General features: G+C 70.9%; 25 protein-coding genes, 1 tRNA gene and 1 pseudogene. 15 read left to right on the top strand and 12 right to left on the bottom strand.

The annotated features are described in order from the left end of the window. The coding region (locus tag CRP55_RS32705; protein WP_179855425.1) for a transposase at nt 1-354 on the top strand (354 nt) is incomplete at its 5' end. A gap of 625 nt (nt 355-979) precedes the next feature. On the opposite strand, the gene CRP55_RS32700 is transcribed toward CRP55_RS32705, so the two are convergent. Beyond that, nucleotides 980-1,051 (bottom strand) — tRNA-Val (locus CRP55_RS32700). 50 nt (nt 1,052-1,101) lie between these two features. Further along, nucleotides 1,102-1,503 (bottom strand): TIGR02611 family protein, encoded by a 402-nt coding sequence (locus CRP55_RS32695; RefSeq protein WP_097325195.1) that lies wholly within the window; start codon nt 1,501-1,503, stop codon nt 1,102-1,104. A 276-nt stretch (nt 1,504-1,779) separates the two neighbouring features. Here CRP55_RS32695 and CRP55_RS32690 point away from each other — a divergent pair, with 276 nt between their 5' ends. The 4 genes from CRP55_RS32690 to CRP55_RS32675 all read left to right on the top strand — a co-directional run bounded on the left by CRP55_RS32690 (nt 1,780) and on the right by CRP55_RS32675 (nt 4,084). Continuing rightward, a complete protein-coding gene (locus CRP55_RS32690; RefSeq protein ID WP_020514863.1) occupies nt 1,780-2,211 on the top strand; it encodes an SsgA family sporulation/cell division regulator in 432 nt (143 codons plus the stop codon). A gap of 204 nt (nt 2,212-2,415) precedes the next feature. Next, nucleotides 2,416-3,282 carry a helix-turn-helix domain-containing protein gene (locus tag CRP55_RS32685; protein WP_097325193.1) on the top strand — a complete coding sequence of 289 codons (867 nt, stop codon included), beginning with the start codon at nt 2,416-2,418 and terminating at the stop codon, nt 3,280-3,282. 59 nt (nt 3,283-3,341) lie between these two features. After that, a complete protein-coding gene (locus CRP55_RS32680; protein WP_097325192.1) occupies nt 3,342-3,797 on the top strand; it encodes an RrF2 family transcriptional regulator in 456 nt (151 codons plus the stop codon). A gap of 107 nt (nt 3,798-3,904) precedes the next feature. Further along, a complete protein-coding gene (locus CRP55_RS32675) occupies nt 3,905-4,084 on the top strand; it encodes a DUF4236 domain-containing protein (protein WP_097325190.1) in 180 nt (59 codons plus the stop codon). Here CRP55_RS32675 and CRP55_RS32670 read toward each other — a convergent pair. Next, nucleotides 4,081-4,938: a hypothetical protein gene (locus CRP55_RS32670; protein ID WP_097325187.1), complete on the bottom strand. Its 858-nt coding sequence runs from the start codon at nt 4,936-4,938 to the stop codon at nt 4,081-4,083. The genes CRP55_RS32675 and CRP55_RS32670 overlap by 4 nt on opposite strands. Before the next feature lie 96 nt (nt 4,939-5,034). On the opposite strand from CRP55_RS32670, the gene CRP55_RS32665 reads away from it, so the two are divergent. After that, complete coding sequence (locus CRP55_RS32665) at nt 5,035-6,579, top strand: fibronectin type III domain-containing protein (protein WP_101536226.1); 1,545 nt, start codon at nt 5,035-5,037, stop codon at nt 6,577-6,579. On the opposite strand, the pseudogene CRP55_RS56090 reads toward CRP55_RS32665, so the two are convergent. Then, a pseudogene (locus CRP55_RS56090) lies at nt 6,553-6,859 on the bottom strand (MmyB family transcriptional regulator). The gene CRP55_RS32665 and the pseudogene CRP55_RS56090 overlap by 27 nt on opposite strands. Here CRP55_RS56090 and CRP55_RS32655 point away from each other — a divergent pair. The 3 genes from CRP55_RS32655 (at nt 6,858) to CRP55_RS32645 (ending at nt 9,453) form a co-directional block, all read left to right on the top strand. Beyond that, the gene (locus tag CRP55_RS32655) at nt 6,858-7,655 is read left to right on the top strand and encodes an SDR family oxidoreductase (RefSeq protein WP_097325181.1); all 798 of its coding nucleotides are present in this window, start codon (nt 6,858-6,860) and stop codon (nt 7,653-7,655) included. The pseudogene CRP55_RS56090 and the gene CRP55_RS32655 overlap by 2 nt on opposite strands. Before the next feature lie 191 nt (nt 7,656-7,846). Next, complete coding sequence (locus tag CRP55_RS32650; protein WP_179855424.1) at nt 7,847-8,893, top strand: S1 family peptidase; 1,047 nt, start codon at nt 7,847-7,849, stop codon at nt 8,891-8,893. A 62-nt stretch (nt 8,894-8,955) separates the two neighbouring features. Next, nucleotides 8,956-9,453 carry a DinB family protein gene (locus CRP55_RS32645; protein ID WP_097325179.1) on the top strand — a complete coding sequence of 166 codons (498 nt, stop codon included), beginning with the start codon at nt 8,956-8,958 and terminating at the stop codon, nt 9,451-9,453. Here CRP55_RS32645 and CRP55_RS55790 read toward each other — a convergent pair. Next, a complete protein-coding gene (locus tag CRP55_RS55790) occupies nt 9,450-10,325 on the bottom strand; it encodes a hypothetical protein (RefSeq protein WP_097325177.1) in 876 nt (291 codons plus the stop codon). The genes CRP55_RS32645 and CRP55_RS55790 overlap by 4 nt on opposite strands. Nucleotides 10,326-10,461: 136 nt before the next feature. Between CRP55_RS55790 and CRP55_RS32635 the strand changes: the two genes are divergently transcribed. After that, nucleotides 10,462-11,403: a serine hydrolase gene (locus CRP55_RS32635; protein ID WP_245923529.1), complete on the top strand. Its 942-nt coding sequence runs from the start codon at nt 10,462-10,464 to the stop codon at nt 11,401-11,403. An 18-nt stretch (nt 11,404-11,421) separates the two neighbouring features. On the opposite strand, the gene CRP55_RS55075 is transcribed toward CRP55_RS32635, so the two are convergent. The 4 genes from CRP55_RS55075 to CRP55_RS32615 all read right to left on the bottom strand — a co-directional run bounded on the left by CRP55_RS55075 (nt 11,422) and on the right by CRP55_RS32615 (nt 14,197). After that, complete coding sequence (locus CRP55_RS55075) at nt 11,422-12,117, bottom strand: DUF4352 domain-containing protein (RefSeq protein WP_143235060.1); 696 nt, start codon at nt 12,115-12,117, stop codon at nt 11,422-11,424. A gap of 213 nt (nt 12,118-12,330) precedes the next feature. Next, nucleotides 12,331-12,924: a DedA family protein gene (locus CRP55_RS32625; protein ID WP_097325172.1), complete on the bottom strand. Its 594-nt coding sequence runs from the start codon at nt 12,922-12,924 to the stop codon at nt 12,331-12,333. Then, complete coding sequence (locus CRP55_RS32620; protein ID WP_097325170.1) at nt 12,924-13,700, bottom strand: MBL fold metallo-hydrolase; 777 nt, start codon at nt 13,698-13,700, stop codon at nt 12,924-12,926. The genes CRP55_RS32625 and CRP55_RS32620 overlap by 1 nt, the downstream gene beginning before the upstream one ends. Beyond that, complete coding sequence (locus tag CRP55_RS32615; RefSeq protein ID WP_097325169.1) at nt 13,697-14,197, bottom strand: DUF1990 domain-containing protein; 501 nt, start codon at nt 14,195-14,197, stop codon at nt 13,697-13,699. Before CRP55_RS32615 ends, CRP55_RS32620 begins: the two co-directional genes overlap by 4 nt. A gap of 63 nt (nt 14,198-14,260) precedes the next feature. Between CRP55_RS32615 and CRP55_RS32610 the strand changes: the two genes are divergently transcribed. From CRP55_RS32610 to CRP55_RS32595, 4 genes are read left to right on the top strand one after another with little or no spacing between them, the layout of a single operon-like run. After that, entirely contained in the window at nt 14,261-15,229 is a 969-nt protein-coding gene (locus CRP55_RS32610) for a diacylglycerol/lipid kinase family protein (RefSeq protein WP_097325167.1), read from the top strand. Nucleotides 15,230-15,257: 28 nt separating this feature from the next. Beyond that, nucleotides 15,258-16,229 carry a YihY/virulence factor BrkB family protein gene (locus tag CRP55_RS32605; RefSeq protein WP_245923528.1) on the top strand — a complete coding sequence of 324 codons (972 nt, stop codon included), beginning with the start codon at nt 15,258-15,260 and terminating at the stop codon, nt 16,227-16,229. A gap of 40 nt (nt 16,230-16,269) precedes the next feature. After that, nucleotides 16,270-17,748: a phosphatase PAP2 family protein gene (locus CRP55_RS32600; RefSeq protein WP_179855422.1), complete on the top strand. Its 1,479-nt coding sequence runs from the start codon at nt 16,270-16,272 to the stop codon at nt 17,746-17,748. After that, a complete protein-coding gene (locus CRP55_RS32595; RefSeq protein ID WP_097325163.1) occupies nt 17,745-18,497 on the top strand; it encodes an endonuclease/exonuclease/phosphatase family protein in 753 nt (250 codons plus the stop codon). The genes CRP55_RS32600 and CRP55_RS32595 overlap by 4 nt, the downstream gene beginning before the upstream one ends. Here CRP55_RS32595 and CRP55_RS32590 read toward each other — a convergent pair. Then, nucleotides 18,481-19,431 carry a serine hydrolase domain-containing protein gene (locus CRP55_RS32590; RefSeq protein ID WP_097325161.1) on the bottom strand — a complete coding sequence of 317 codons (951 nt, stop codon included), beginning with the start codon at nt 19,429-19,431 and terminating at the stop codon, nt 18,481-18,483. The genes CRP55_RS32595 and CRP55_RS32590 overlap by 17 nt on opposite strands. 35 nt (nt 19,432-19,466) lie before the next feature. Then, nucleotides 19,467-20,183, bottom strand: coding sequence for a carbon-nitrogen hydrolase family protein (locus CRP55_RS32585; RefSeq protein ID WP_097325158.1), 717 nt, complete (start codon nt 20,181-20,183; stop codon nt 19,467-19,469). A 194-nt stretch (nt 20,184-20,377) separates the two neighbouring features. Between CRP55_RS32585 and CRP55_RS53365 the strand changes: the two genes are divergently transcribed. Then, nucleotides 20,378-20,551 (top strand): hypothetical protein, encoded by a 174-nt coding sequence (locus CRP55_RS53365; RefSeq protein WP_179855421.1) that lies wholly within the window; start codon nt 20,378-20,380, stop codon nt 20,549-20,551. Between the two features lie 964 nt (nt 20,552-21,515). On the opposite strand, the gene CRP55_RS32570 is transcribed toward CRP55_RS53365, so the two are convergent. Continuing rightward, the gene (locus tag CRP55_RS32570; RefSeq protein WP_097325153.1) at nt 21,516-22,802 is read right to left on the bottom strand and encodes an FAD/NAD(P)-binding protein; all 1,287 of its coding nucleotides are present in this window, start codon (nt 22,800-22,802) and stop codon (nt 21,516-21,518) included. Between the last annotated feature and the right edge of the window lie 4 nt (nt 22,803-22,806).

Genomic DNA, 22,806 nt, shown 5'->3' with positions numbered 1-22,806 from the left:
CTCGACCGTGAAGTCCCTGCTGATCTGGACGTGCACGTCGTTCTGGACAATGCGTCCACCCACAAAACCCCGGCGATCAAACGCTGGCTGGCCGCCCACCCACGCTTCGTTTTGCACTTCACCCCGACGAGCTCTTCCTGGCTCAACCTGGTCGAACGCTGGTTCGGCGAACTAACCACCAAAAAGCTGCAGCGCGGCACCCACCGCTCGGTGCGCGAACTCAACAAAGACATCCGCGCCTGGATCGAGACCTGGAACGACGACCCCCGGCCCTACGTCTGGACCAAGACCGCCGACCAGATCCTCGAATCCATCAAGCGACACTGCACACGCATTAACGACTCACGACACTAGCCCTCCGCGGACGGGTGGAGGCGGCGCCGCGCCGCCCCCACCCGGGATAGCGCCGACTTCAGGTGTGATGGAGTGGCGCCGGAGCGGCCCCGGCTCGTGTGACATGAGACAAGGCTGGTCCGCCGGCAGCGGGGTGGGTGGTGGCGCCGGACCGGTTCCCTGGGTGGCGCCAAGCTTGGACGGGCCAAGGCAGCGCCGCACCCGACTCGAGCGCGATGAGGTAACGCCAGACCAGCCCTTTCAGCCGGCCCCGGCCCCGGGCGCGATGAGGTGATGCCGGACCGAACCGATGCGGGATGAGATATGCCGGACCGGACCGATACGGGATGGCCCAAGCTTGCTCGAGACTGAGGCACGCTCACCCAAGCGGAAAGGCGCCGCACTTCGCGCAGCCGGCGCTGGACCGGCCAACGCTGGACCGGCCGACGCCGGGTGGCGAACCCACCTTCCAGCGAAGCCACCTTCCAGCGAACCCACCTTCCAGCGAACCCACCCACCCAGACCAACCCCGGCAGTGGGGGTGCGGGTGGCGAAGCCCCCGCCCGCGCCGACGAAGTCGGCGCAGAAACAAGACGAGGCTGGTCCGGCTCGCGCAATCCGCGAGCAGAATCCAGCCCCAGTTGAGTGGGCGATACTGGGATCGAACCAGTGACCTCTCCGGTGTGAACGGAGCGCTCTCCCGCTGAGCTAATCGCCCTCAACGAGGACTGACTGTACTAGACGGGGTCCCCGGGGTGCCAATCAGGGTCACGTCAGCAGGTTTTGGGCTTCTTTGATGAGGTCGATGCCCAGACTGAGGCGCACCGAGATGTAGACGATGGCGCACACGAAGACGCAGCTGACCAGGCCGACGACGATTTTGACGGGCCAGGACTGGCGGGCTATCCAGTGGGTCCAGCTTTGTACGTGCCTCTTCGTGAACTCGAGGAGTTTCTTGGCCCACGCGAACTCGATGGCCCAGATGGCCAGGCCGAGGATGACGATCGCCCAGCCGGGGCCGGGGAACGGGATCAGGACGATGCCCACGGCGACGACGATGGCGCCGAGTGTGGCTACTGAGATCTTGAGGGCCAGCCTGCCCGTCGGGTTCGCGCGGATCTTGTCCAGCACACCGAGTGGGGACTGATCTTCGTCGGGTTTCGTAGTCATTTCATCCCCCAGTGTTCCGGGTCCCCGTCACTACCCGGGAGGAATGGACGTTACCGGAGTAAGTCAACTGCTGGACCACCCGACGCCGGGCGGAACCGAGTACTTGGGCAGAACAGTACAAGATATCGCTTTTCATCTTGTGCCAAAGGGTTTTCGGAACCGTCTTCCCACTACTGGGTGAGATCAGCGTATGGCGGAGCGTAACGACAGGGATCACCTGAGTATGGGAAACGCGGGGTTCACCAGCCTCGCAGCGGTGCCGGGGGGAGTTCGTCCATGAGTACCATTCGTCCAACGACCGTCGAGGTCGAGACCTCGCTGCGGCTCGTAGCGCCTGACGCCACGGCACTGCCCGTGCGCGCCAGTCTGCGGTACGACCCAGCCGACCCGTATGCGGTCCACGTGTTGTTCCACGCAGAATCAGCCGGTGGGGAAGCCGTGAGCTGGTCCTTTGCGCGGGAACTGCTCGTGACCGGGCTCGATGAGCCCGCGGGCATCGGCGACGTCCGGGTGTGGCCGTGGGCCACGCCCCGGGGGGATTTCGTCGCCCTGGCGCTGTCGTCACCTGACGGCAATGCGCTGTTCGAAGTGCCTCGCAGCGTCCTTGTCCGATTCCTCCGTCGCACCTATGTGGTGGTGCCGCGCGGCCGGGAATCGGAACACCTGGACGTCGACGCGGCGGTCAACCGGCTGCTGGCCGGTCGATAGAAATACAAAGAAGCGACCCGCGCGGACACTGCCGGTCCGCGCGGGTCGCTCTTTTACGGCACGAAATCAACAACCGGACAAATAGCGGAATCCGGGTCAAGAAACGGACATTTCCGCCGCCGCGGACTAATAACTCCCCGACCACGGAAAACATAGGCCGGACCAGGGATGCGTTGCTGGTCATCGCCGGTTACCGTCGGCGCGATGTCCCTCGCAGCCTCGCGCGACGCCGCGACCAGTTTCCGCCCGCCCGGCTGGGCGGGCGTCGGCACCTGCGCGCTCGACGCCATCGGCTCCCGGGCGCCTGACCCGCCTTCCTTCCAAGTGCTGCCCTTCCACGTGCTGCTGCTGGCCACGGCCGGCCACGGCGCGGTGGAGGTCGACTTCTTCGCGCATTCGTGCCGGCCGGGCACCCTGCTCTGGATCCGGCCGGGCCAGGCCCTGCGGGTGGGACGCAACGGCCTGACCGCCTCGGCCGTCACCTTCGAGCCCCATCTGGCCGGCGACGAGGAGCCGGCAATCGGCCGCTGGCAGTTGCGTGGCGAGGACGAGGACGCGGTGATCAGCGAGTTCACGCAGCTCGCGGTCGACTGCGACCGGCACCGGCAGGGCCCGCTGGCCGGCGAGTTGCTGCGCCACCAGCTCCGGGTGCTGCAGCTGCGCATCGCCTTGCTCGGCGGGGCCGACACTACCGGGCCGGAGAGCCGCACCTACACGCGCTTCCGGTCGATGCTGGAGGCCGGGCACCCGCACAGCCGCCGGGTCGAGGACTATGCCGACGAGCTGAACTGCTCCGTTCGTACGCTCACCCGGGCTTGTCTTTCGATAACGGGCCGCACCGCGAAGCAGGTCGTCGACGACCGGGTGGCCCTGGAGGCCCGCCGGCTGCTCGCCTGCACCTCGCTCTCCGTGGCCGAGGTGGGCCGTCACCTGGGGTTCGCCGAGCCGACGAACTTCGGCCGCTTCTTCCATCGCGAGGTCGGGATGAGCCCGGGTCAGTTCCGCGCGGACGCCGCGCACGGACCCCGGCAAGCCATTCCCGCTCAGCGATTGCCCCCTGACCGAGGGTAATCCCCATATATCCGTGGGGTATGTGTGAGTCGCTGGCGCCGACGAGGCATTATGGGTACGTGCAGATCTCCGCGCGCGGCGACTACGCGGTCCGGGCCGCCCTCAGTTTGGCGCGGGCCTACCCGGCGCTGATGTCCGCCCAGGCCATCGCTCAAGACCAGGAAATGCCCCGCAAGTTCCTCGAGGCGGTGCTGGCCGACCTGCGCCGGGCCGGTGTCGTGCGGGCTCAGCGTGGCGCCGAGGGCGGCTACACGCTGTCACAGCCCCCACGCGATGTGATGATCGGCCAGATCATCCGGGCCGTCGATGGACCGCTGGCCGGTGTGCGCGGCCTCCGTCCTGAGGAGACTCAGTACACGGGCGCCGCCGAAAATCTGCCCAATCTCTGGATCGCCGTGCGTGCCGCCATCCGTGAGGTGCTCGACGAGGTGAGCCTGGCCGAGGTGCTCAGCGGCCGGATGCCGGCCCACGTCCGCAAGCTCACGACACGCCCGGACGCGTGGCAGCCGCGCTGATCCTCGAACCCAGGCGCGCTGATCTTCAAAAGCCCAGTCAAGTTTGCCGATTCGGCGAACCGGGAATCGTCGGCTCATCCCCGAAACCCCCACGGAGGGACATAGCGATGGGCATCGTCTTCCGGAGCCGCAAGAAGTTCGGCCCGCTGATCCTGAACTTCACCGAGAACGGCTTCTCGTCGTGGAGCTTCAAGATCGGTCGCTGGTCGTGGAACTCGCGCACCCGCGCGCACCGCGTCGACCTGCCCGGCCCGCTGTCCTGGAAGCAGGACAAAAGCCGGTCCTAAAGCGAGATCACGACATCTCCACCGAGGCGCCCGTGCGAGGGTGACCGGGTGACCGTTCCCGCGTCCACCAGGGTGTGCAGCACCCGGGTGGCGTCGGCCGCACGGTAGACCGTCTCGGTCAGCGCGAACGTCCGCAGCTCGGTCACGGTCGCCGGCCCCCGTTCCAGGAACGCGAGCAGCTCGCGGCGGAGCGGTCCGGGGTGCGGCGTCAGCGAGATGTCGATCAAATGCCGGTCCGGGTCGCCGGGGTCGCGATAGCGCACCCCGGCGAACTCGTCGACCGCCCACAGCGTCTCCTTGAACCCTTCGAGGCTCTTGCCGAGCGTGGTTCCGTAGATCAGCAGTTCACCCGGCTCGTCCGAGACGGCGAGCTCGACCAGCGTGACCAGCGGCCATCCGGCCCGATAGGGGTCGGGGTCGGCGCCCGGCGGCAGGACCAGCAGGAACTCGGCCGGCTTGCCGGCCGTCAGCGCCGCGACAGTGGCCGGCGCGGGACTCACTCCGGCCGAGGCACCATCCAGAAAACCCAGCAGGGGTACGCGCTGAGCCCCGATCGCCTTCAGAGCCACCGGCAGCATCGTGTCCGTAGGACCGGAGACGGCGTGGACCTCGAAGGCGTCCAGCGCCGGCACCTCGGTGCCGGTGGCCACCATGGACAGCTCACGTCCGCGTACATAATCCGCCTGATCGGCCAGCACCCGGGCCGCCGCCGAAGCAGCGAGGCCGCCGTCCGCGTCGGCGTAGCCGTGCGCGTAGACCACCCGCCGGGCCCGATGCAGCGCCGCGGGCACCCACGCCTCCAAATGACGTACGAGCAACTCGCGCTTGACGATGGCGATCTCTTCGACGGACATATCAGATTTCTATCCTGCCTGGTCGGCGCAGATCGGACTGGGTGTTCGCGCCTGCTGACTTGTACCTACGGTATTCACGCGAGCACTATGAGACATATGGCCTCTCCTCCGCTAGCCGAGCTCACCCACCGCGCCCAGACTCTGACGTCGGCCGGCGATCTCGTGGGCGCCCAGCGGGTCCTGGCCAATGTGCTCGATCCGGCCGCCGCCTCCGACCCCCGCCAGGCCAGCCCCGATCTGGCGCTCGCGGCCGCTCTGCACGCCCGCATCCTGATCGCGCTCGGCGACGTGCGGAGCGCCGCCGTCTGGGCCGAGTTCGCCCACGTGGCCGAGGAGCGCCTGCACGGGCCGCACCACGAGCGTACGGTCGCCGCCGCGGCCACCCACGCCGCCGTCCTCCAGCGCATCGGGCAGCACGCGCAGGCGGCCCAGGTCTACCGCCGGCTGGTCGGCGACCTGACCGAGATCGACGGACCCGACACGGCCCGGGTGCTGGCCGCCGAGGCCGACCTGGCCACCGCCGAGCACGCCGCCGGCCACTGCGGCGCCGCCCGCGGCCGGCTCTCCGCGGCCTGGCGCCGGCACAGCCGCCTCCACGGCGACGCCGCCCCGTCCGGCATCAAGATGCTGGCCCGGCTCGGCGCGATGGAGCGCGAGTGCGGCCGCGACGCCGAGTCCCGCGACCACCTGGCCAAGGCGCAGGAGCTGTGCGCCCGCTACCTGCCGGCCGACCATCCGCTGGTCCGCCAGGTGGCGGCGCTGGCCGAGGCGCCCGCCTCCGGCAAGCACGTCTGCCGGGCCCAGGAGCCCGGCGTCACCACGGTGGACACTCCGGGCGTACGCAATCTGCCGTTTCCCCGGCGTCCCACCGTGCCCGACCCGAGCGACGGTTTTCCGCCGGAGGATCCGCCGGACAACCGGGCCACCGACCCGAACGGCAAGGTCTATCAGCAGCCGCTCTATCTGTCCGACGTGCACCAGGCTCCGGGCGACCTGACCGGCCGGCACGCCCGCGCCGACACGCCGCCGCCCATGCCGGGCCGCCGCGCGCCCGACTACGGCCCCGACGGCCGTCCGCAGCCGGTCGGCTCGGCCCCGGCGAGCACCTTCAGCCTGCCGCCCAACACCGAGCGCCGCCTGCCGGTCCGCACCGAGCAGCCCTCTGTCCCGCGCCGCCGCCAGCCCTTCATCCTGGCCGCGGTGCTGGTCGCGGGCATCGCCGCCGCGGTCGCCGTGGTCGCCCTGACCCTGCCGGACGCGGACGGCGCCACCGGCCCGCCACCGCCGCCGGCCACCACCGCCGCCACCTCGGCGGCCCCGTCCGCCCGGGCGACCACCAAACCGCCGGCCACGTCGAAGCCGCCGGCGGCCGACCCGGGCGCCCCGCAGAACGTCCGCCTGCGCGACAACCGCGACAACGTGGTGATCCAGTGGACGTACCCGCCGGGCGCCGAGGGCCCCATCCTCGTGTCGGGCGGCCGCGTCGGCCAGGACCCGAAACCGTTCCAGCAGCTGCCGGCCGGCAGCGGCGACTACGTCGTCTACGGCCTGAACGAGAACACGAACTACTGCTTCACCGTGGCCGTGGCCTACTCGAGCAGCCGCATCGCCAAGTCAGCGCCGGCCTGCACCAAGCGCTAGCGCGGTCAGTCTCTCCGCCGAGGGGGTTCCCGGCTCGGCGTGCAGCAACAGTGCCTCGAGGCCGTCGGCGCCGAGCACGGCGAACTTGTCGATCAGCAAGGTCAGATCGCCGACCCGTGGATGGCGGATCAAAATTCGCCCCGGTCGCCGTGCGCACGTCATGGCGCGCCCAGAGCTGCCGGAACCGCTCGCTGCCGGCGGAGAGCTCACCGATCGTGGCGTGCAGCCGCTCGTCGGGGAAATGCCGCGCCGGCGCGCGCGGGCCGACGCTGTCAGGCATGACAACGTGGCTCATCACCGGCATCAACAGCGGCATCGGCCGGGAAATGGCGACACAGCTCCTCGATCGGGGCGACCGGGTCGCCGGGACGATCCGGCGCACCGGGTCCGTGGATGATCTCGTCGAGGCGTACCAGGGAAGGCTCTGGACCTTCGATCTTGACGTCACCGACCTGGGCGCGGTGCGCAAGGTCGTAAACGCGGCCTTCGCCGAGCTCGGGCGGATCGACGTCGTGGTCAGCAACGCGGGATACGGGCTGTTCGGTGCGGCCGAGGAGGTCAGCGACGAACAGGGGCAGCACCAGATCGCCACGAACCTGCTCGGCTCGATCCAGGTGATCCGGGCGGCGCTGCCCCACCTGCGGCGACAGGGCGGCGGGCGGATCATCCAGATGTCGTCGGTGGCCGGGCTGGCGGCGCATCCCGGCGCGTCGCTCTACCACGCCGGCAAGTGGGGGATCGAGGGGTTCGTGGAGGCTCTGGCGGGCGAGGTCGCACCGTTCGGCATCGGCGTCACCCTGGTCGAGCCCGGTGGCGCGCGGACCGCGTTCGCCGGCAGCAGCCTGCGGCTCGGTGAGCCGATGAGCGCCTACGACGGCACGCCGGCCGCCTTCGTGCGCGCCGTCGCGGCCGGGAACGTGCCCCTGCCCGGCGATCCCGCCGAGATCGCGGCGCGGGTCGTGGCGAGCGCGGGGCAGAACCCGGCCCCGTTGCGGCTGGTGCTGGGCCGGGACTCGTACGAGGGGGCGACGAACGCCCTCCGCGCGCGGCTCGCCCAGATCAGCGCGGATAATTGATCGACGGCTTTGAATCAAGACATCCCGGTTCGGTAATACGATCGGCGGTATGTGAGCTCATTTCCGCAGGTCACGGCGGATCTGCCGGGGGTTGGGGAGAAATGACCGCATCTTGAAGGATGCATCGAGGTCTGCCAATACTGACTTCGATACGCCGCATCAGGCGTAATCCCCATCCCCCGGGAGGAACCGTGCTCAACCGGAAGCTGCGCCGACCGATCGTCGGCCTGGCGGCATCTGTGCTCGTCGGCTCCACGCTCATGGCCTTCTCGCCCGCGTCATCCGCGGCGGCCGCGCCCGGCGCCGACCCCTCGTTCGCTCCGTCGGCCCTCGCCGGCAAGCTCGACGCGCAGTTCGGCACCACCACGGCCGGGTCGTACATCGACTCCGCCGGCAAGGTGGTCGTCAACGTCACCGACGCGGCCACCGCCCGTTCGGTCACCGCCGCCGGGGCCACGCCCCGCTTCGTCGCCCGCAGCGGCGCCAGCCTGGCCGCCGCCGACGACGCCCTGAAGGCCGAGCTCAAGACGCCCGGCACCGCGTTCGCCATCGACCCGGTCAGCAACCAGGTCGTCGTCTCCGTCGACAGCACGGTCACCGGCGCCAAGCTCGCCGCCGTCCAGGCCACCGTGGCCAAGCTCGGCGACCGGGCCCGCATCGAGTCCACCCCGGGCGAACTCTCCATCAAGATCTCCGGTGGTGACGCCATCTACACCGGCGGCAGCCGGTGCTCGCTCGGCTTCAACGTGCGCAACAGCGCCGGCACCAACTACTTCCTGACCGCCGGCCACTGCACCAACGCCGGCTCGACGTGGACCAACGGCTCGACCACCCTGGGCACGCGGTCCGGCACCAGCTTCCCGGGCAACGACTACGGCATCGTCCGCTACACCAACACCACCATCACCAAGACCGGTGGCGTCGGCTCGCAGGACATCACGTCGGCCGGCACCCCGGCCGTCGGCGCGACCGTCTACCGCCGTGGCTCGACGACCGGCACCCACTCCGGCCGGGTCACCGCCCTGAACAGCACGGTCAACTACTCCCAGGGCTCGGTCTCCGGCCTGATCCGCACCACCGTCTGCGCCGAGCCGGGCGACAGCGGCGGCCCGCTCTACTCGGGCACCACCGCTCTCGGCCTGACCTCGGGCGGCAGCGGCAACTGCTCCTCCGGCGGCACCACGTACTTCCAGCCGGTCACCGAGGCCCTCAGCGTCTACGGCGTCTCGGTCTTCTGAGTCATCCACCGGAGCAGCCCCGCCCTCACCGGCGGGGCTGTTTCCCGTTCTACGGTGCAACGATGAGCGACTATCCGCACCTGCACCCGAACGAGCGGGACACCCTCACCCAGTTCATGGAGGAGCACCGATCGTTGACGCTGAGCGCTCTCGACGGCCTGACCGAGACCGACGCGACGGCCCGCCTGCTGCCGGCGACCGACATGAGCATCGGCGGGATCGTGAAGCATCTCGCCCACATGGAAGACCTGTGGTTCACGTACACGCTGCTGGGCTCGCCGCTTCCGTCACCCTGGGCGGCCGCCCCGCCCGGCGAGGAGTGGGCCTGGCGGTCGGCTGCGGGCGATACGGTGGTCGAGCTGCGCCGGTTGTACGCCGAGGCCTGCACCCGCAGCCGCGCGGCGGTGGCCCGCTACGACGGCCTCGACGCCCGCGCGGCCCGGCCGTCGTTCGGCAAGGCCCCGGTCAGCCTGCGCTGGCTGTGGACCCAGATGATCCGGGAGACCGCCCAGCACCGGGGCCACCTCGACCTCATGCTGGACGTCATCCGCGCCCGTTAGGACTTGCGGTCGTCGACGCGCTCCTCGCCTCGGCGGCGGAGGAGTTTGAGGCCGGGGAGGCCGGCGATGGCCAGGTGGAGGTCCTCGGTGACCTCGAGGAGCTTGTGCAGGTCGGGGCCGACCTGGTCGAGCTTGTTGAGCAGGGGCATCACGTCGTCGACCAGGTGGGAGCGGAGGGCCGGCAGGGTGTCGATCATGCGGATGGCCGCGGTGACCTCCTCCTGCGAAAGCTCGTCGACGAAGCGGCGGGCCAGCGGGGCGCCCTTGCGCAGGGTGCCGGCGTACTCGTCGAGGAGCTCGGTCGCCTCCCCGGCGGCCGTCTGGGCCTGGTCGACGACGGCCTCGGCGCGGGAGCTGATCGCGGTGGCCTTCTCGACGACGCCGGAGGCGTCGCGGGTGATGGCGGAGGCCTCGGTGACGATGCCGCCCGTCTTGTCGACCAGGGCGCCGGCGGCGTCGGCGGTCACGGCGGCTCGTTCGACCAGCATGCCGGCGGCGTCGGCGGTCAGGACGGCCCGCTTGACCAGGGTGTCGGCGTTGCCGGCGGTGGAGGCGGCGCTGTCGACCAGGGTGCCGGCGGCGGAGGCGATCAGGGCGGCGCCGTCGATCGTGCGGGCGGCGGAGGCGGCGATCGTCCGGGCCTCGGCGACCGTCTCCTCGGCCGAGTCGACGATCGTGGTCACGCGCTGGATCAGGCTCTCGGCCTGGTCGGCGATCACCGTCACGCGGCTGACCAGGAGCTCAGCCTGGCCCAGGAGGCCGACCACCCGCACCGGGACGGTCGCGGCGGCGGCCGCCGTCTCCACCACCTGGCCGACGGCGGCGCGGGTCAGGTCGGCGACGGCGGCGGGCGACAAGAACGGGAAGCGCATTCACCCATCATGCGTCAACGGGTCACATCACGCTTTGTGACCGTCGGCGCGCCATGGGTGGAAAGTCCCTGGCAACTTCTTATGTGCCGGGGGTCGGGTCGCCCATGATGCGTTCGGACACGGCACTATGGCAGGCGTGCGACGTACGCGAAACTGGATCTTGGCCGTGGCGGCAGTGGGGGTCCTGGGAGGTGCGGGGTTGGTCGGCGCGGGGATGATGGACGACGACGGCGGCGACACCAAGGCCGTGGCCGGCACCTTCGAGGGCGCGGCGGCGCCCGCGGCCCGGACGGTCGCCCCGGCGCCCACCAAGACGACGCCCCCGGGGCCGACCGCGGCCGAGCTGGCCGCCGCCGAGCGGGCCAAGCGGGTCAAGGCGCTCGACGCCGCGTTGAAGAAATACGCGGCGACGGCGCCCGAGTTCTCCGTGGCCGTGCTCGACCGCCGGACCGGGCAGCGATATTCGTACCGGGGCACCGAGAAATACGAGACGGCCAGCGTGGTCAAGGTGCAGGTGCTGGCCTGTCTGCTGCTCACCGCGCAGGACGCCGGCCGCGATCTGACCTCGACCGAGCTGGCCCTGGCCAAGCGCATGATCCGGCTGAGCGACAACGACGCCACCACCTCGCTGTTCAGCAAGCTGGGCCGGGCGCCGGCCGTGGGCGCCTGCAACAAGCGGCTCGGCCTCACCCAGACCAAGGTCAGCGGCTCCTGGGGCCTGACCCGGACGACCGTCGACGACCAGGTGCGGCTGCTCGGCGAGTTGGTCGACACCAAGGGCCCGCTCGACGCCGACTCCCGCAAGCTGGCCTACACGCTGATGAGCACGGTCGACACCAGCCAGGACTGGGGTGTGCCGGCCGCCGCCAGGACGGGCGAGAAGTTCACCGTGAAGAACGGCTGGCTGGCCCGCTCGACCGAGAACTACCGCTGGATCATCAACACGGTCGGCCGGGTCACCGGCGGCGACACCGACGTCTCCATCGCCGTCCTGTCCCACGACAACGCCACGATGTCGGGCGGCATCACCGTGGTCGAAAAGGTGGCCAAGCTGACCCGCCAGTACCTGAAGTACTGACGGGCCGGCGCGGCCGTTCTACTTCAGCGGGATCTTCACGCCGCCGGAGAACATCGAGTCGTGCAGCTCGATCGAGGCGAGTTTGGTGCCCTTCGGCACGTCGAAGACCAGCTTGCCGGTCACCGAGTTGCCCGGGTTGATCTCGTTGAGGAACGTCGCCGAGTTCTTGTTGATGGTGACCTCGGCCGCGGTGTTGTTGGAGAACTGGGTGCCCTTGGCGTCGTACGCCTTCTGGGACGAACCGTCGAAGAGCTGGGCCTCCTGGCCGATGTTGGTCACCTTGACCGTCACCACGCAGAAGGTGCCCTGAGCGGTCTCGTTGATGATCGAGTCGCCGAGGGTGGTCTTCGAGCAGTCCATCTGCGAGACCACGAACTCGAACTTGCCGTCGCGGGCGGCCTTGCCCATCTCGCCGGCGACCGCGTTCTTGCCGTTCGCGTTGTCGTCGAGGGTCTCCACGACCTCTTTCGCCCCGCCGACCACCGCGGTGACGATGCCGATGCAGCCGACGATGACCACCAGCGCGATGATGGCGACGATCCAGGGCCACTTGCGCTTCTTCTTGGGCGCCTGAGGAGCGGGAGCGCCGGCGAAGCCGGGCTGCGGGTACGGCTGGCCGGGCGCAGCGCCGTAGGGAGCGCCGGAAGGGGCGCCGTAAGGGGCGCCGGCGGGCTGGCCGCCGGGCGCGTGAGATTCCTGCGGAGGATAGGTCACGGTGAGAAGCTCCAAGGACCGGTGAGACTGGTGAGCGGCCGGGCCCCAGTCCAAGGAACCCCGCCGCCCACCTACCCAACCGGCCACCCCGCGCGAGATCACTCACCGGATCAGTTAGTTGATCATGACGCTGGGCGATCTTCGCGGCGGTTCGGCGCGCGAGCGCCGACCAACGGATGATCTTGAGAGGGTGTACGGCGCGTCGCCTTGCCCTCACGCCTCGGAGGTGGACTCCGGCAGCGCGGCCTGGCGCGCCTCACGCTTCTTGTTCACCCAGGACACGGTCTGGTTGATGACCAGGATCAGGACCACGGCCGCGATCACGCCCTGCCACGGCTCGGGGAAGATCGACCCGCCGGCCACGCCGATGCCGGCGTAGACCGTCGCCCACAGCGCACAGGCCGGCACGTTGGCCACCACGAAGGTCCGCCACGCCATGCCCAGGAAGGCCGCGGCCAGCAGCACCGGCACCCGGCCGCCCGGGATCAGCCGCGAGACCAGCAGCACCGGCACCTGACTGCGGTTCAGCCGCTCCTTGACGCTGACCAGGTGCTCCTCGTCGCGCAGCCAGCGCATGCGGCGGGCCAGCTTCTCGCCGCCGACCCGGCACACCGCGTACATGACCAGGTCGCCCACGTACGCCGCGGCCGCGCCGGCCGCGATCACCAGCACGATGGTCAGCGGCCGGTGCTCGTGGAAGGCCAGGGCCGCCGCCCCGCTGACCGCGGCGCCGGTCGGCACGATCGGCACGATCGCGCCGAACGCCACCACCAGGAAGAGCCAGCCGAGCGCCCCGAGGAGCGCCATCACGCCGTACGGCCGATCGTCAGGGTCTCTCCCTGCGCCAGGACCCGCACCTGCGTGTCGGGCGCGATCAGCTCGGCGTGCCGGAGGAACTGGATGCCCGGGTCGTGGAACATGTGCGAGCGGATCCGGCTCAGCCCGATCGGCCAGAACGTGCCGAAGTGGACCGGCACGGCCCAGCTCGCCTTGGCCCGGTGCACCGCCTCGGCCGCGGCGGCCGGGTCGAGGTGGTGGACGTCGCTGAGCGACGGGCCCCAGCCGCCGACCGGGATGAGGGCCAGGTCGAGCGGGGCGAGCTCGCTCATCTCGTCGAACAGCCCGGTGTCGCCCGCGTGCCACGTGCGGGCCGCGCCCTCGATGACGAAGCCGATCGCGATCGCCTTGTCCCGCGACCACGGGCCGCGCCCGCCGTCGTGGGCGGCCGGGACCGCGCGCACCTTCAGCGACCCCACGGTGGTCTCGTCGCCCGGCGCCAGCTCGACCGTGCGGTCCGCGTACGCCGGGCCGAGGGTCTTGGCGATGAAGGCCCGGGCGCCGCGCGGCACGATCAGCGGCGGCGCGCCCTCGACCGCGCGCAGCGAGGCCAGGTGGAAGTGGTCGACGTGCAGGTGGGACAGGAGCACGCCGTCGGGCGCGCCGGGCAGGCTCGGTGTCGGGCCGGCCATCCGCTTGAGGTGGGCGAAGCGATCGCTCAGCACCGGGTCGGTCAGCAGGGTCGTGCCGGAGTCGGAAAGCCACATGGTGCTGTGGCCCCACCAGGTGACCGAGGTCGTGCTCACGGGTTCACGGTACAGAGCCGCTTCAGCGCGCGGCCGCACACACGGGCGTACACGTGCTGAAAGAAGACCGCGACCGGACCGCCCAGCCGCATCAGACGCCTGGCCGGGCGGCTGTAGGCCGTCACCGTGAACCAGACCCTGTCCCGCTCGTCACGCTCGACCAGGAACGCCTCCTCGCCCGAGGCCTGGTGGCCGGGCAGCGTGCCGTAGCCGAAGCCGATCCGATCGCCGTCAAGGGAGGACCAGACGACCTCGCACGGCACGGTCAGCGGACCGGCGCCGATCCTGAGTCGCACGCCCGGCGAGGCCTGCGGCGCGGACGAAAGAACGCGCGCCCCGGTCGCCCGGTGCATGCGGAAAGTCACCACGGCCTCGCCCGCGCGACGCTGCAGATCGGCCCCGGTGCCCAGCGGCGTCCGGTAGTAGAGATGGCGGAAACCGGGCGTCGGCGCCCCGGTACGCGTCGCACCGACGGGCGAATAGGTCAAGTCACTCACCCGACCAGTGTTTCCCATCCCTGGGGCGAATGATTCTCGAGTGTCTCGGGCAAACTGTGCCCCGTGACCGGACCCCGCAGCGCAGTCGTCTACAACCCCGCCAAGGTGCCCGACATCGATCACCTGCGCCGGATCATCGGCGAAGGACTGTCGAGCGTGGGCTGGCCCGAGCCGTCCTGGTACGAGACCACCCCCGAGGACCCCGGTAAGGGTCAGGCCGAGCGCGCCGTCAAGGAGGGGGCCGAGCTGGTCTTCGCCTGCGGCGGCGACGGCACGGTGATGGCGGTGGTGACCGCGCTCGCCGGCTCCGACGTGACGATGGCGGTGCTGCCGGCCGGCACCGGCAACCTGCTGGCGGCCAACCTGGGCCTCGGCGCCGACCCGGCGACCGGCGTGCAGGTGGCGATCGAGGGCGGCCGGCGCCGCATCGACGTCGGCGTCGTCGAGGGTGGCCGGTGCTTCGCCGTGATGGCCGGCATGGGCTTCGACGCGCAGATGCTCGAGGGCACGTCGGAAACGGCCAAGAAGAGGATCGGCTGGCTGGCGTACGTCGGTGGGGCGGTGCGCCATCTGCGGGACCGCCCGATGCGGGCGCGGATCGTGCTCGACGGCGGCCCGCCGATGCCCCGGCACGCGCGGACCGTGATCGTCGGCAACGTCGGCCGGCTCCAGGGCGGCGTACGCCTGCTCCAGGAGGCCGACCCGGCCGACGGCAAGCTCGACGTCGCCATCCTGAGCCCGAACAACCTCGGTCACTGGGCGCGGCTGTCGTGGGCCGTCGTGCGCCGCCGCAAGCGGGTGCCGCTGATGGAGACGTACTCGGCCTCCCGCGTCGAGATCCACACCCGGCAGATCCAGCCGCGGCAGCTCGACGGCGACCTCATCGACCCCGGCCGCCATCTCAAGATCCACGTCAAGCCCTCGGCGCTTCTGCTCTGCGTGCCGGTTCCGGCCGGAGACCCCGATTTGGCGTACGACGTCAGCAGCGCGGCGGAAGCAGCCGAGGACATCCGCGAGGCCGCGCGTGAGTAGTACCTCGCCGGTCCCCGAGACGCGCGACATGAGCGGGGACGAGCTCTCCGCCGACGACGCCTTCCTGGCGCTCAAGAAGTACGGGCGATGGCCGCTGATCCGCGACGCGTTCATCCGCTTCCGGTACGGCGACGGCTTCAGCCACGCCCGCGCGTTCGCGTTCCAGCTCTGCCTGGCGATCGTGCCGTTCCTCATCGCCCTGGCCGGCCTCGCCGCCGATCTGGGCGTCGAGTCCGGCGGCGAGGTGGTGGCCGATACCGTGCTGGCGCTGACCCCGGGCTCGAGCGACCCCCTCGTACGGGATCTGCTGGAGAACGACGAGCGCACCCGGGACGCGGGCGAGGTGGCGCTGACCCTCGGCCTGATCACCGGGCTGGTCGCGCTGACCACCGCGATGGCCCAGATCGAGCGCGGCGCCAACCGGATCTACGGCGTCGAACGGGACCGGCCGGCGCTGTTCAAATATCTGCGGGCGACCCTGCTCATGGCGTTCGCCGGCGTGCCCGCGCTGATCGGCTTCCTGCTGCTGGTGGCCGGTCGCCCGTTCGGCGAGGCGGCGGAGTCGCACTGGCACTGGCCGGGCACGCTGCGGGTGGCCTGGGACGTGGTCCGCTGGCCGTTGAGCCTGGCCCTGATCGTGGTCGCGGTGGGGCTGCTGTTCAAGTACAGTCCGCGCCGCCACCAGCCCGGCCTGACCTGGCTGATCTTCGGCGCGGTGGTGTCGACGGTGCTGTGGTGGGTGGCCAGCCTGCTGCTCGCGGGTTATGTGCGCTTCGGCGGCTCGTTCGGCGTCACGTACGGTCAGCTCGCTGCGATCATGGCTTTGTTGCTGTGGGCCAACCTGACCGGGATCGCGCTGTTCCTCGGCATCGCGTTCGCCGCGCAGTTGGAGGCCGCCCGTGTCGGCGTACCCCAACCGGCCGTAGCGGACAAATGGGAGCCAAGCCCCGAGGTGCCGCATCAGAGGCACCACGGTGTACGAAAGGAGCCCGCCGGGTAAATCGGGTCCACCCCCGATCGATCCCCTGGAGGAACCCGCCGTGACCGACGAACACCGCGTGGTCGAGCGCGCCGGCTGGGCACCCGTGCGGCACTTCGCCGAGCGCAGCGTCGCCGGCCTGGCCGCGGTGGTCCTGGCCGGCCTGGCCTTCGGCACGCTGCTGCTGCTCGTGCGCTTGCACTGGACCCCGCTGCGCGAGCTCGACCAGTCGATCGCCTCCGGTCTGAACGACCTGGTCGCGCCGCACCCGGCCGTGGTCGAGGTGCTCACCACGATCACCCAGCTGGGCGGGCGCACGACCCTGTTCGCCCTGACGATCATGATGATCCTGCTGCTGCTGATCCGCCGGCGGCCCCGGCTGGCGATCTACCTGGCGGTCACCGGCCTGGGCGCGCTGCTGCTCGACCCGTCGCTGAAGGCGCTGGTCGGCCGGGTGCGGCCGGTCGTCGCCGACCCCATCGCCTACGGCGGGGGCAACAGCTTCCCGAGCGGGCACACCCTCGGGGCGACCATCGTGTACGGGATGCTGGCGCTGGTCGTCCTCTCGGCCACCCGCCGCTTCCGCGCGCTGGTGATCACGCTGGCCGCGGTGCTGATCGTGGCCGTCGGCCTGACCCGCATCGCGCTCGGCGTGCACTTCCTCTCCGACGTGCTGGCCGGGTGGTTCCTCGGACTGGCCTGGATCAGCGTCACCGCGTACGCCTTCAGGGTCTGGCGCCGCGAAGCGGGCCACCCCGACCACGCGCTGACCGAGGGCCTCGAGCCGGAGGCCAAGACCGACCTGGAACCGGCGCCGGCCGAGGGCCGCGTGCTGCCGCACCCGTGGGCCAAGGGCGCCGAGATCCTGGTCGGCTGGGTGTTCACGTTCGGCCTGCTCTACGTGGTCGGCTACTCGCTGACCCGCTGGACCCCGTTGGCCGGCTTCGACGACGGCGTGCCGCGCTGGCTGCAGACGTTCCGCACCGAGCGGCTGGACGACCTGAGCTGGGCCGCGAGCAAGGCCGGCGACACACACGCGATCCTCTTCATCGCGCTGATCTTCTGCCCGATCGCGCTGGCCCTGTGGCGGCAGTGGCGCCCGGTGCTGTTCCTGGTGCTGACGATGGTCGGCGAGCTCACCCTGTTCCTGTGCTCGGCGGCGGCGGTCGGCCGCCCGCGCCCGCCGGTGGAGCAGCTCGACGGCCAGATGCCGACGTCGTCGTTCCCGTCCGGGCACATCGCCGCCACCATGTGTGTCTGGGTGGCGATCGCGGTGATCTGCATGGCCCGCGTGCACCAGTGGTGGCGCTGGGTCTTCGTCGGCCTGGCCGTGCTGATGCCGGCGATCGTGGCGCTGTCCCGCATGTACCGGGGCATGCACCACCCGTCCGACATGCTCGGCGCGGCCCTGCTGACGGCCTGCTGGATCGGCGTCCTCTACTGGGTGATCCGCCCGAACGCCCACGCCGTGACCGTCGCCGAGGCAGCATCGGAAGTCTCCCGTCCGCGCTCGGATCGCGAGGAGCCGGTGGCCGCATGAGATTCATGACCTGGAACATCAAGACCGGTGGCGGCAAGCGCCTCCCCTCGATCGCCGCGGTGATCAACCGGGAGAAGCCGGACCTGCTCGCGATGCAGGAGCTGCGGAACTTCCCCCCGGGCTTCGCCGACTCCGTGGGCATGGTGGCCCACGTGTCTCCCTCGTTGTTCGGTCAGCCGGTCGCCGTCCTCGTCCGGCCGCCACTCACCATCGACTCGGCCTCGGCCGTCACCTGGCAGCTGCACCACGCGGCGGCCATCGTGCGGGTGCCCACGTCGGCCGGCCTGCTGACCGTGGTGAGCGCCCACCTGAACCCGTTCGCCCCGTACCGCCGCATGCGCGAGGCGATCTGGCTCGCCCACCGCTACCGGGCCCACCCCGGCCCGACCCTGATCGCCGGCGACCTGAACGGCCTCGACCCCGGCACCGACCACACGGCCACGCTGGCCCCGCAGCCCGGCTTCCTGCGCCGCCGCCACCTCGCGGCCGACGGCACGGCCGACACCCGGGCGGTCGGCGCCTTCCTCGACGCCGGCTTCACCGACCTGTGGAAGGTGGCCGGCTCCGGCAACCCGCTGACCGTGCCCACCACGAACGGTGGCGGCCGCGAGTTCTCCCGCATGCGCCTCGACTACGTGCTGGCCAGCCTATCGCTGGCCGGCTTCGCCCACGACATGACGGTCATCAGGGGCGACGAGACCGAGTACGCCTCGGACCACTACCCCGTCGCGGTCACCCTCGATCTGTAAGGATCACCTCCTCCAGAAGCGTGATGGGAACCCGCGCCTGGTCGGGCCGGTCATAGTTGCCGGTGACGATGGCCGCGACCAGCCCCAGGCCGGCGGCGACGACGAGCCGCTGCCCACCGTTGCCCATGGCCGCCACGAACCGGTCCTCGACGTACCACTGATAGCCGTATCGCGGCCCCCACTCCGTTGTGAAGCGCGGGCGCAGCATGGTCGCGATCCAGTCGGCCGGGACGATCCCGCGACCGCCCGCCAGCACCAGCTCACCGATCCGGGCCAGGTCAGGCGCGGCCAGCCGCAGCCCCGAGGCGGCCGACGGCACACCGTCGGCACCGGTCAGCCACTCGAAGCGCCGGATGCCGAGCGGCGTGAACAGCTTCTCGGCCGCGTACTCGGGCAGGCTCCGGCCCGTGCCGTCCGCGATCAGCTTGCCCAGCAGCGCCGTGGCCCCACCGCAGTAGGACCACCGCTGGCCGGGCGGCCCCACGATCGGCCGTTCCAGCACGAACCGATAGCGGTCGGCGGCCATCTCCATGGCGATCTCGGCATTGGCCGGGCTGTCGTACGGAGGATCCTCGCGCCACTCGAAGCCGAGCGTCATGGTCAGCGCATGCTCGACGGTGAGCCGCGCCCGCGCCGGATCGGCCGCCAGATCGGGATAGTCCGGGAAGTGCCGCAGAAGCGGCTCCGCCGGCGCCGGAACCAGCCCCTCGCCGAGCGCGACGCCGTAGAGCAGCGCGGTCACGCTTTTCGTCACCGACCGCAGGTCGTGCAACACCTCAGGACCGAACCGGACGACACCGAGATCGGTGGCCCAGCTGAAGTCCGGCCCCTCGCCGTAGTGCTCCAGCACGGTCCGGCCGCCCTGGACGACCACCAGCCCGTGCAGGCCGTCCAGCTCACCGGCCCGAAGCAGGTCGTCCAGGCGCTCGCGCATCGATGTCGTCACCGGCACAGCTTGGCATGGCCCGTTCAGAGGTGCGCGACTACGAAGCCGGTGGTCATCAGGGGAACCTGGGCCACCAGCTCGCCGTCGGGGTTGATAACACCGGTCGGTCCCCAGCCGACGCGGCCGGCGTCGCGTTCACCGGTGACATCGGCTGAGACGACCCACATGCCGGTCTCGCGGGCCCGGTCGGCCCGGATCGCGTTGTGCAGGTCCTTCCAATGCTCGGCCTTGCCGCGGGGCATCATGTTCTGCGACAGGACCAGCAGGACCCGGGCGCCCTGGGCGGCCACCGCCGCCGCGGCGAACGGGAAACGGGTGTCGTAGCAGATGTTGATGCCGAAGCGGACCCCCGCCAGGTCGAAGACCGGGTAGTCGTCGCCCGGGGTGAAGACGGCCTCGCCGGGCACCAGCTGGGTCTTGCGGTAGGCGCCGAGCAGCCGCCCACAGTGAATCACGGCCGCGGTGTTGTGGAAGCGCTCGCCGTTCCGTTCGAGCATCCCGAGAACGAGCACGGGCCGCACCGGGGTCAGCCGCTGGAGGATGTCCGCGAAGGCGGCCGAGTCCAGGGCGAGCGCGTGCCGGCGTACGTGCTCATCGGTGACCAGATAGCCCTGCAGAAAGCCCTCCGGAAAAAGCAGCAGATCGGCCCCGGCGGCATCGGCGGCGAAGCGCTCGGCGCAGGCCAGCGCCGCCTCGACGTCACCGAGGATCTCCGGGGTCTGACACGCCGCGATCCGCACCCGGCCAGCGTAGGCCGGACCGCGCGTCCACAGAGCCCTAGGATTGATCGATGCCGGGGAAGAAGCGGAGTCGCGACAGCCGGATCCGGGCAGCGCCACCACGGCTCAAACAAGGAGCGACGCCACGGCGTGGACAACGCCCTCGTCGCGGAATGCTGGGCTACTGGATGCGCCGGCCCGAACCGAGTGTCGCCGTGTCGCTGACATTCGCCGCGGCTTCGCTGGCACGGGCGGCGCTGACCCACGACTGGGCGCTTCTGCTGATCGCGGTGCCCTGCGCCGCCGCCGCGGCGTGGGTGTGGGCGACCCACCGCGCGTGGCGCTGGAACGCCGACCGGTGGCGGCAAGGCTACCGCGACGTCTTCTGAGCCCGCCGGCCGGGAAATGTGCCGTCCCGTCCGTCCTGCTTCAGTCGTAGAAGCCATTAGCGATAGTCATGATCCATTATTTGCCCTCGATCTTCAGGACCCGGGACAATGACTTATGGCACAGCTGGGATTCTTCTCGAGGTCGGTAATCGCGGCGATGCGGGACTGGTCCATCATGCCCAGTCATGCGCCGGGCATGATGGAATTCCGCCGTGCTCACGCGGAGCGGCGGAAATGGGGACTGAAGCGCCGTCATGCGCTGAAACTGTGTCGACTGCATGGCTGTTCACGCCGATGCGGCGAGCTCGGATTACATGACCCGACCGAACTTTGGGACGACGAGGTCACCTGTGCGCGACGGCCGAGCCCAGGCCGGCCAGCCGAGCAGGCGCCGTCTGCCGCCGGCCCGGAGGTCGCGCCGCCGGTCGCTCACGCCTGCCCGGCGCGGCAGCCAGTCGAGGCTGAGCCGGTGGTGCAGGCCGATCCGCCGCTCCAAACTGGGTCAAAGTCCCAGGCCGAGACGGTAGCCCAGGTCGAGAACGTGGCCCGGACTGAGACGGCGGTCCAGGCTGGGGCGGTGGCGTCGGCCCGGCCGGGGAGCGGGGCGAAGATCACCGGGCGGGCCGGGTTCGCCAGGCAGTGTGGATCACCGGGCCGCCCGTGGGATCTCGGCCATCGGCGGCGCTCGCGCTTCCAAGCATTGCCAAGGGCGCTCGCGCCATCAAGCATTGAATCTCGGCCTTTGGGGCGCTCGCGCCAACCGGCGTTGGGCGTTCTTCTGTCGCCCACACCGACGGCTCGCACTTTCAGCGCCACGCCCGCCTATGGCAATACGGAATCACCGGCTATACGGACCCGCGACTATAGCCATCTCGCCTCCACCCCGAACGCGCGGCGAAACTCATTCGCAGCAGCGACAGGGAATCGGACGACGCGCTACCTCATCAGGGCGGCCTCGAAACGGTCAGGCCGGGACCGGGGACATGCTGCGGGCCAGGACTCGAGCCTGGGCTCGGATCTCCGGGACGGCTGTGGTCTCCCAGCGGGCGCCTCGGCGCAGGGGGCCGATCAGCCACAGGTTGTCTCGGGTCTGGCCGTCGGCGCCGATCAAGTGGCCGGCGTCGTCGATGTCCAGGCCGAGGCCGTGTGGGCCCACCCGGGCCTGGCCCGCGTCGAGCAGGCTGCCGGCGAAACCGCCCGCGGCGGCGGGGAGGCGGCCCGGGCCGGCACAGTTGATGACGGCGCCGAACCACTGCACGCCCGCCTCCAGTTCGACCAGCAGGCCGCCGGCCGGTGGGGCCGTCATGGAGCGGATGCCGCCCGCCCGCACCTCCAGGCGGCCCTCGGCGCGCAGCTCGGCCACGCGGGCGCCCACCGACGGGGCCATGCGGTGGCGGTGACACTCCCACGGGCGGGCCAGGTGGCGCAGGAAGGCCTCCTGCTCGCCGGGGGTCAGGGCGGTCCAGAGCTGGTCCAGGTGCGGGCGGAGGCCGTCGACCACCGCACGCCAGTCACCGGCCCGGGCCGCCTCGGCCCGCACAGCGCGGACCACGTCGCGCAGGGTCGTGCAGTCGTCCAGGGCCAGGCCGACCGGTGGGGCCGCGACCGCCGTGTGGGTCAGCGGCAACTGGCCCCGGCGGCTGACCGCGGTGATCGGGGCGTCGCGGTCACGGTCGGCCGTCAGCGTCAGCGCCACGTCGATCGCCGTCAGGCCGGCGCCGACCAGCATCACCGGCACGTCGGACGGGATGGCGTCGAGCACACCGGGCGCCCACGGGTCGGCGATGTAGTCGGGGTGCTCGGGGCGGGCCGCCGGCTGGGCCGGGGCCGGGTTGCCGGTGGCCACCACGATCTCGTCGGCGCGCACGGTCGTGCCGTCGTCGAGGGCGAGACCGCCGGTGACGAGGCGCTGAGCACGCGCCTGGCGAAGAGAGAGCCGATCACCGTAGGAATCGGCGACGGAAGCGAAGACCGACCGCAGGTAACGGCCGTACTCCGTGCGCGGCCGGAAGTCGTCGGCTGTGCCCCCGGACCAGCGGGTGAAGTGCCCGAGGTCGTCGGGGTCGGCGCTCATGGCGCCGGCCCGGGAGTTGAGCAGATGCCACGGCCGGGCCGAGCCGTAGGCCAGGCCGCCGCCCGGCTCGTCCGGCTCGATCAGCACCACCCGGTCGTCGCCGCCGCGCAGCAGCTCCCGGGTGGCCAGCACGCCGGCGCAACCGCCACCGACGACCGCAACGGTCCGCTTGGACATGTGG

This window comes from Paractinoplanes atraurantiacus (genome assembly GCF_900215205.1).
GTDB lineage: Bacteria > Actinomycetota > Actinomycetes > Mycobacteriales > Micromonosporaceae > Actinoplanes > Actinoplanes atraurantiacus.
This window is presented reverse-complemented; position numbering and strand designations above follow the sequence as displayed.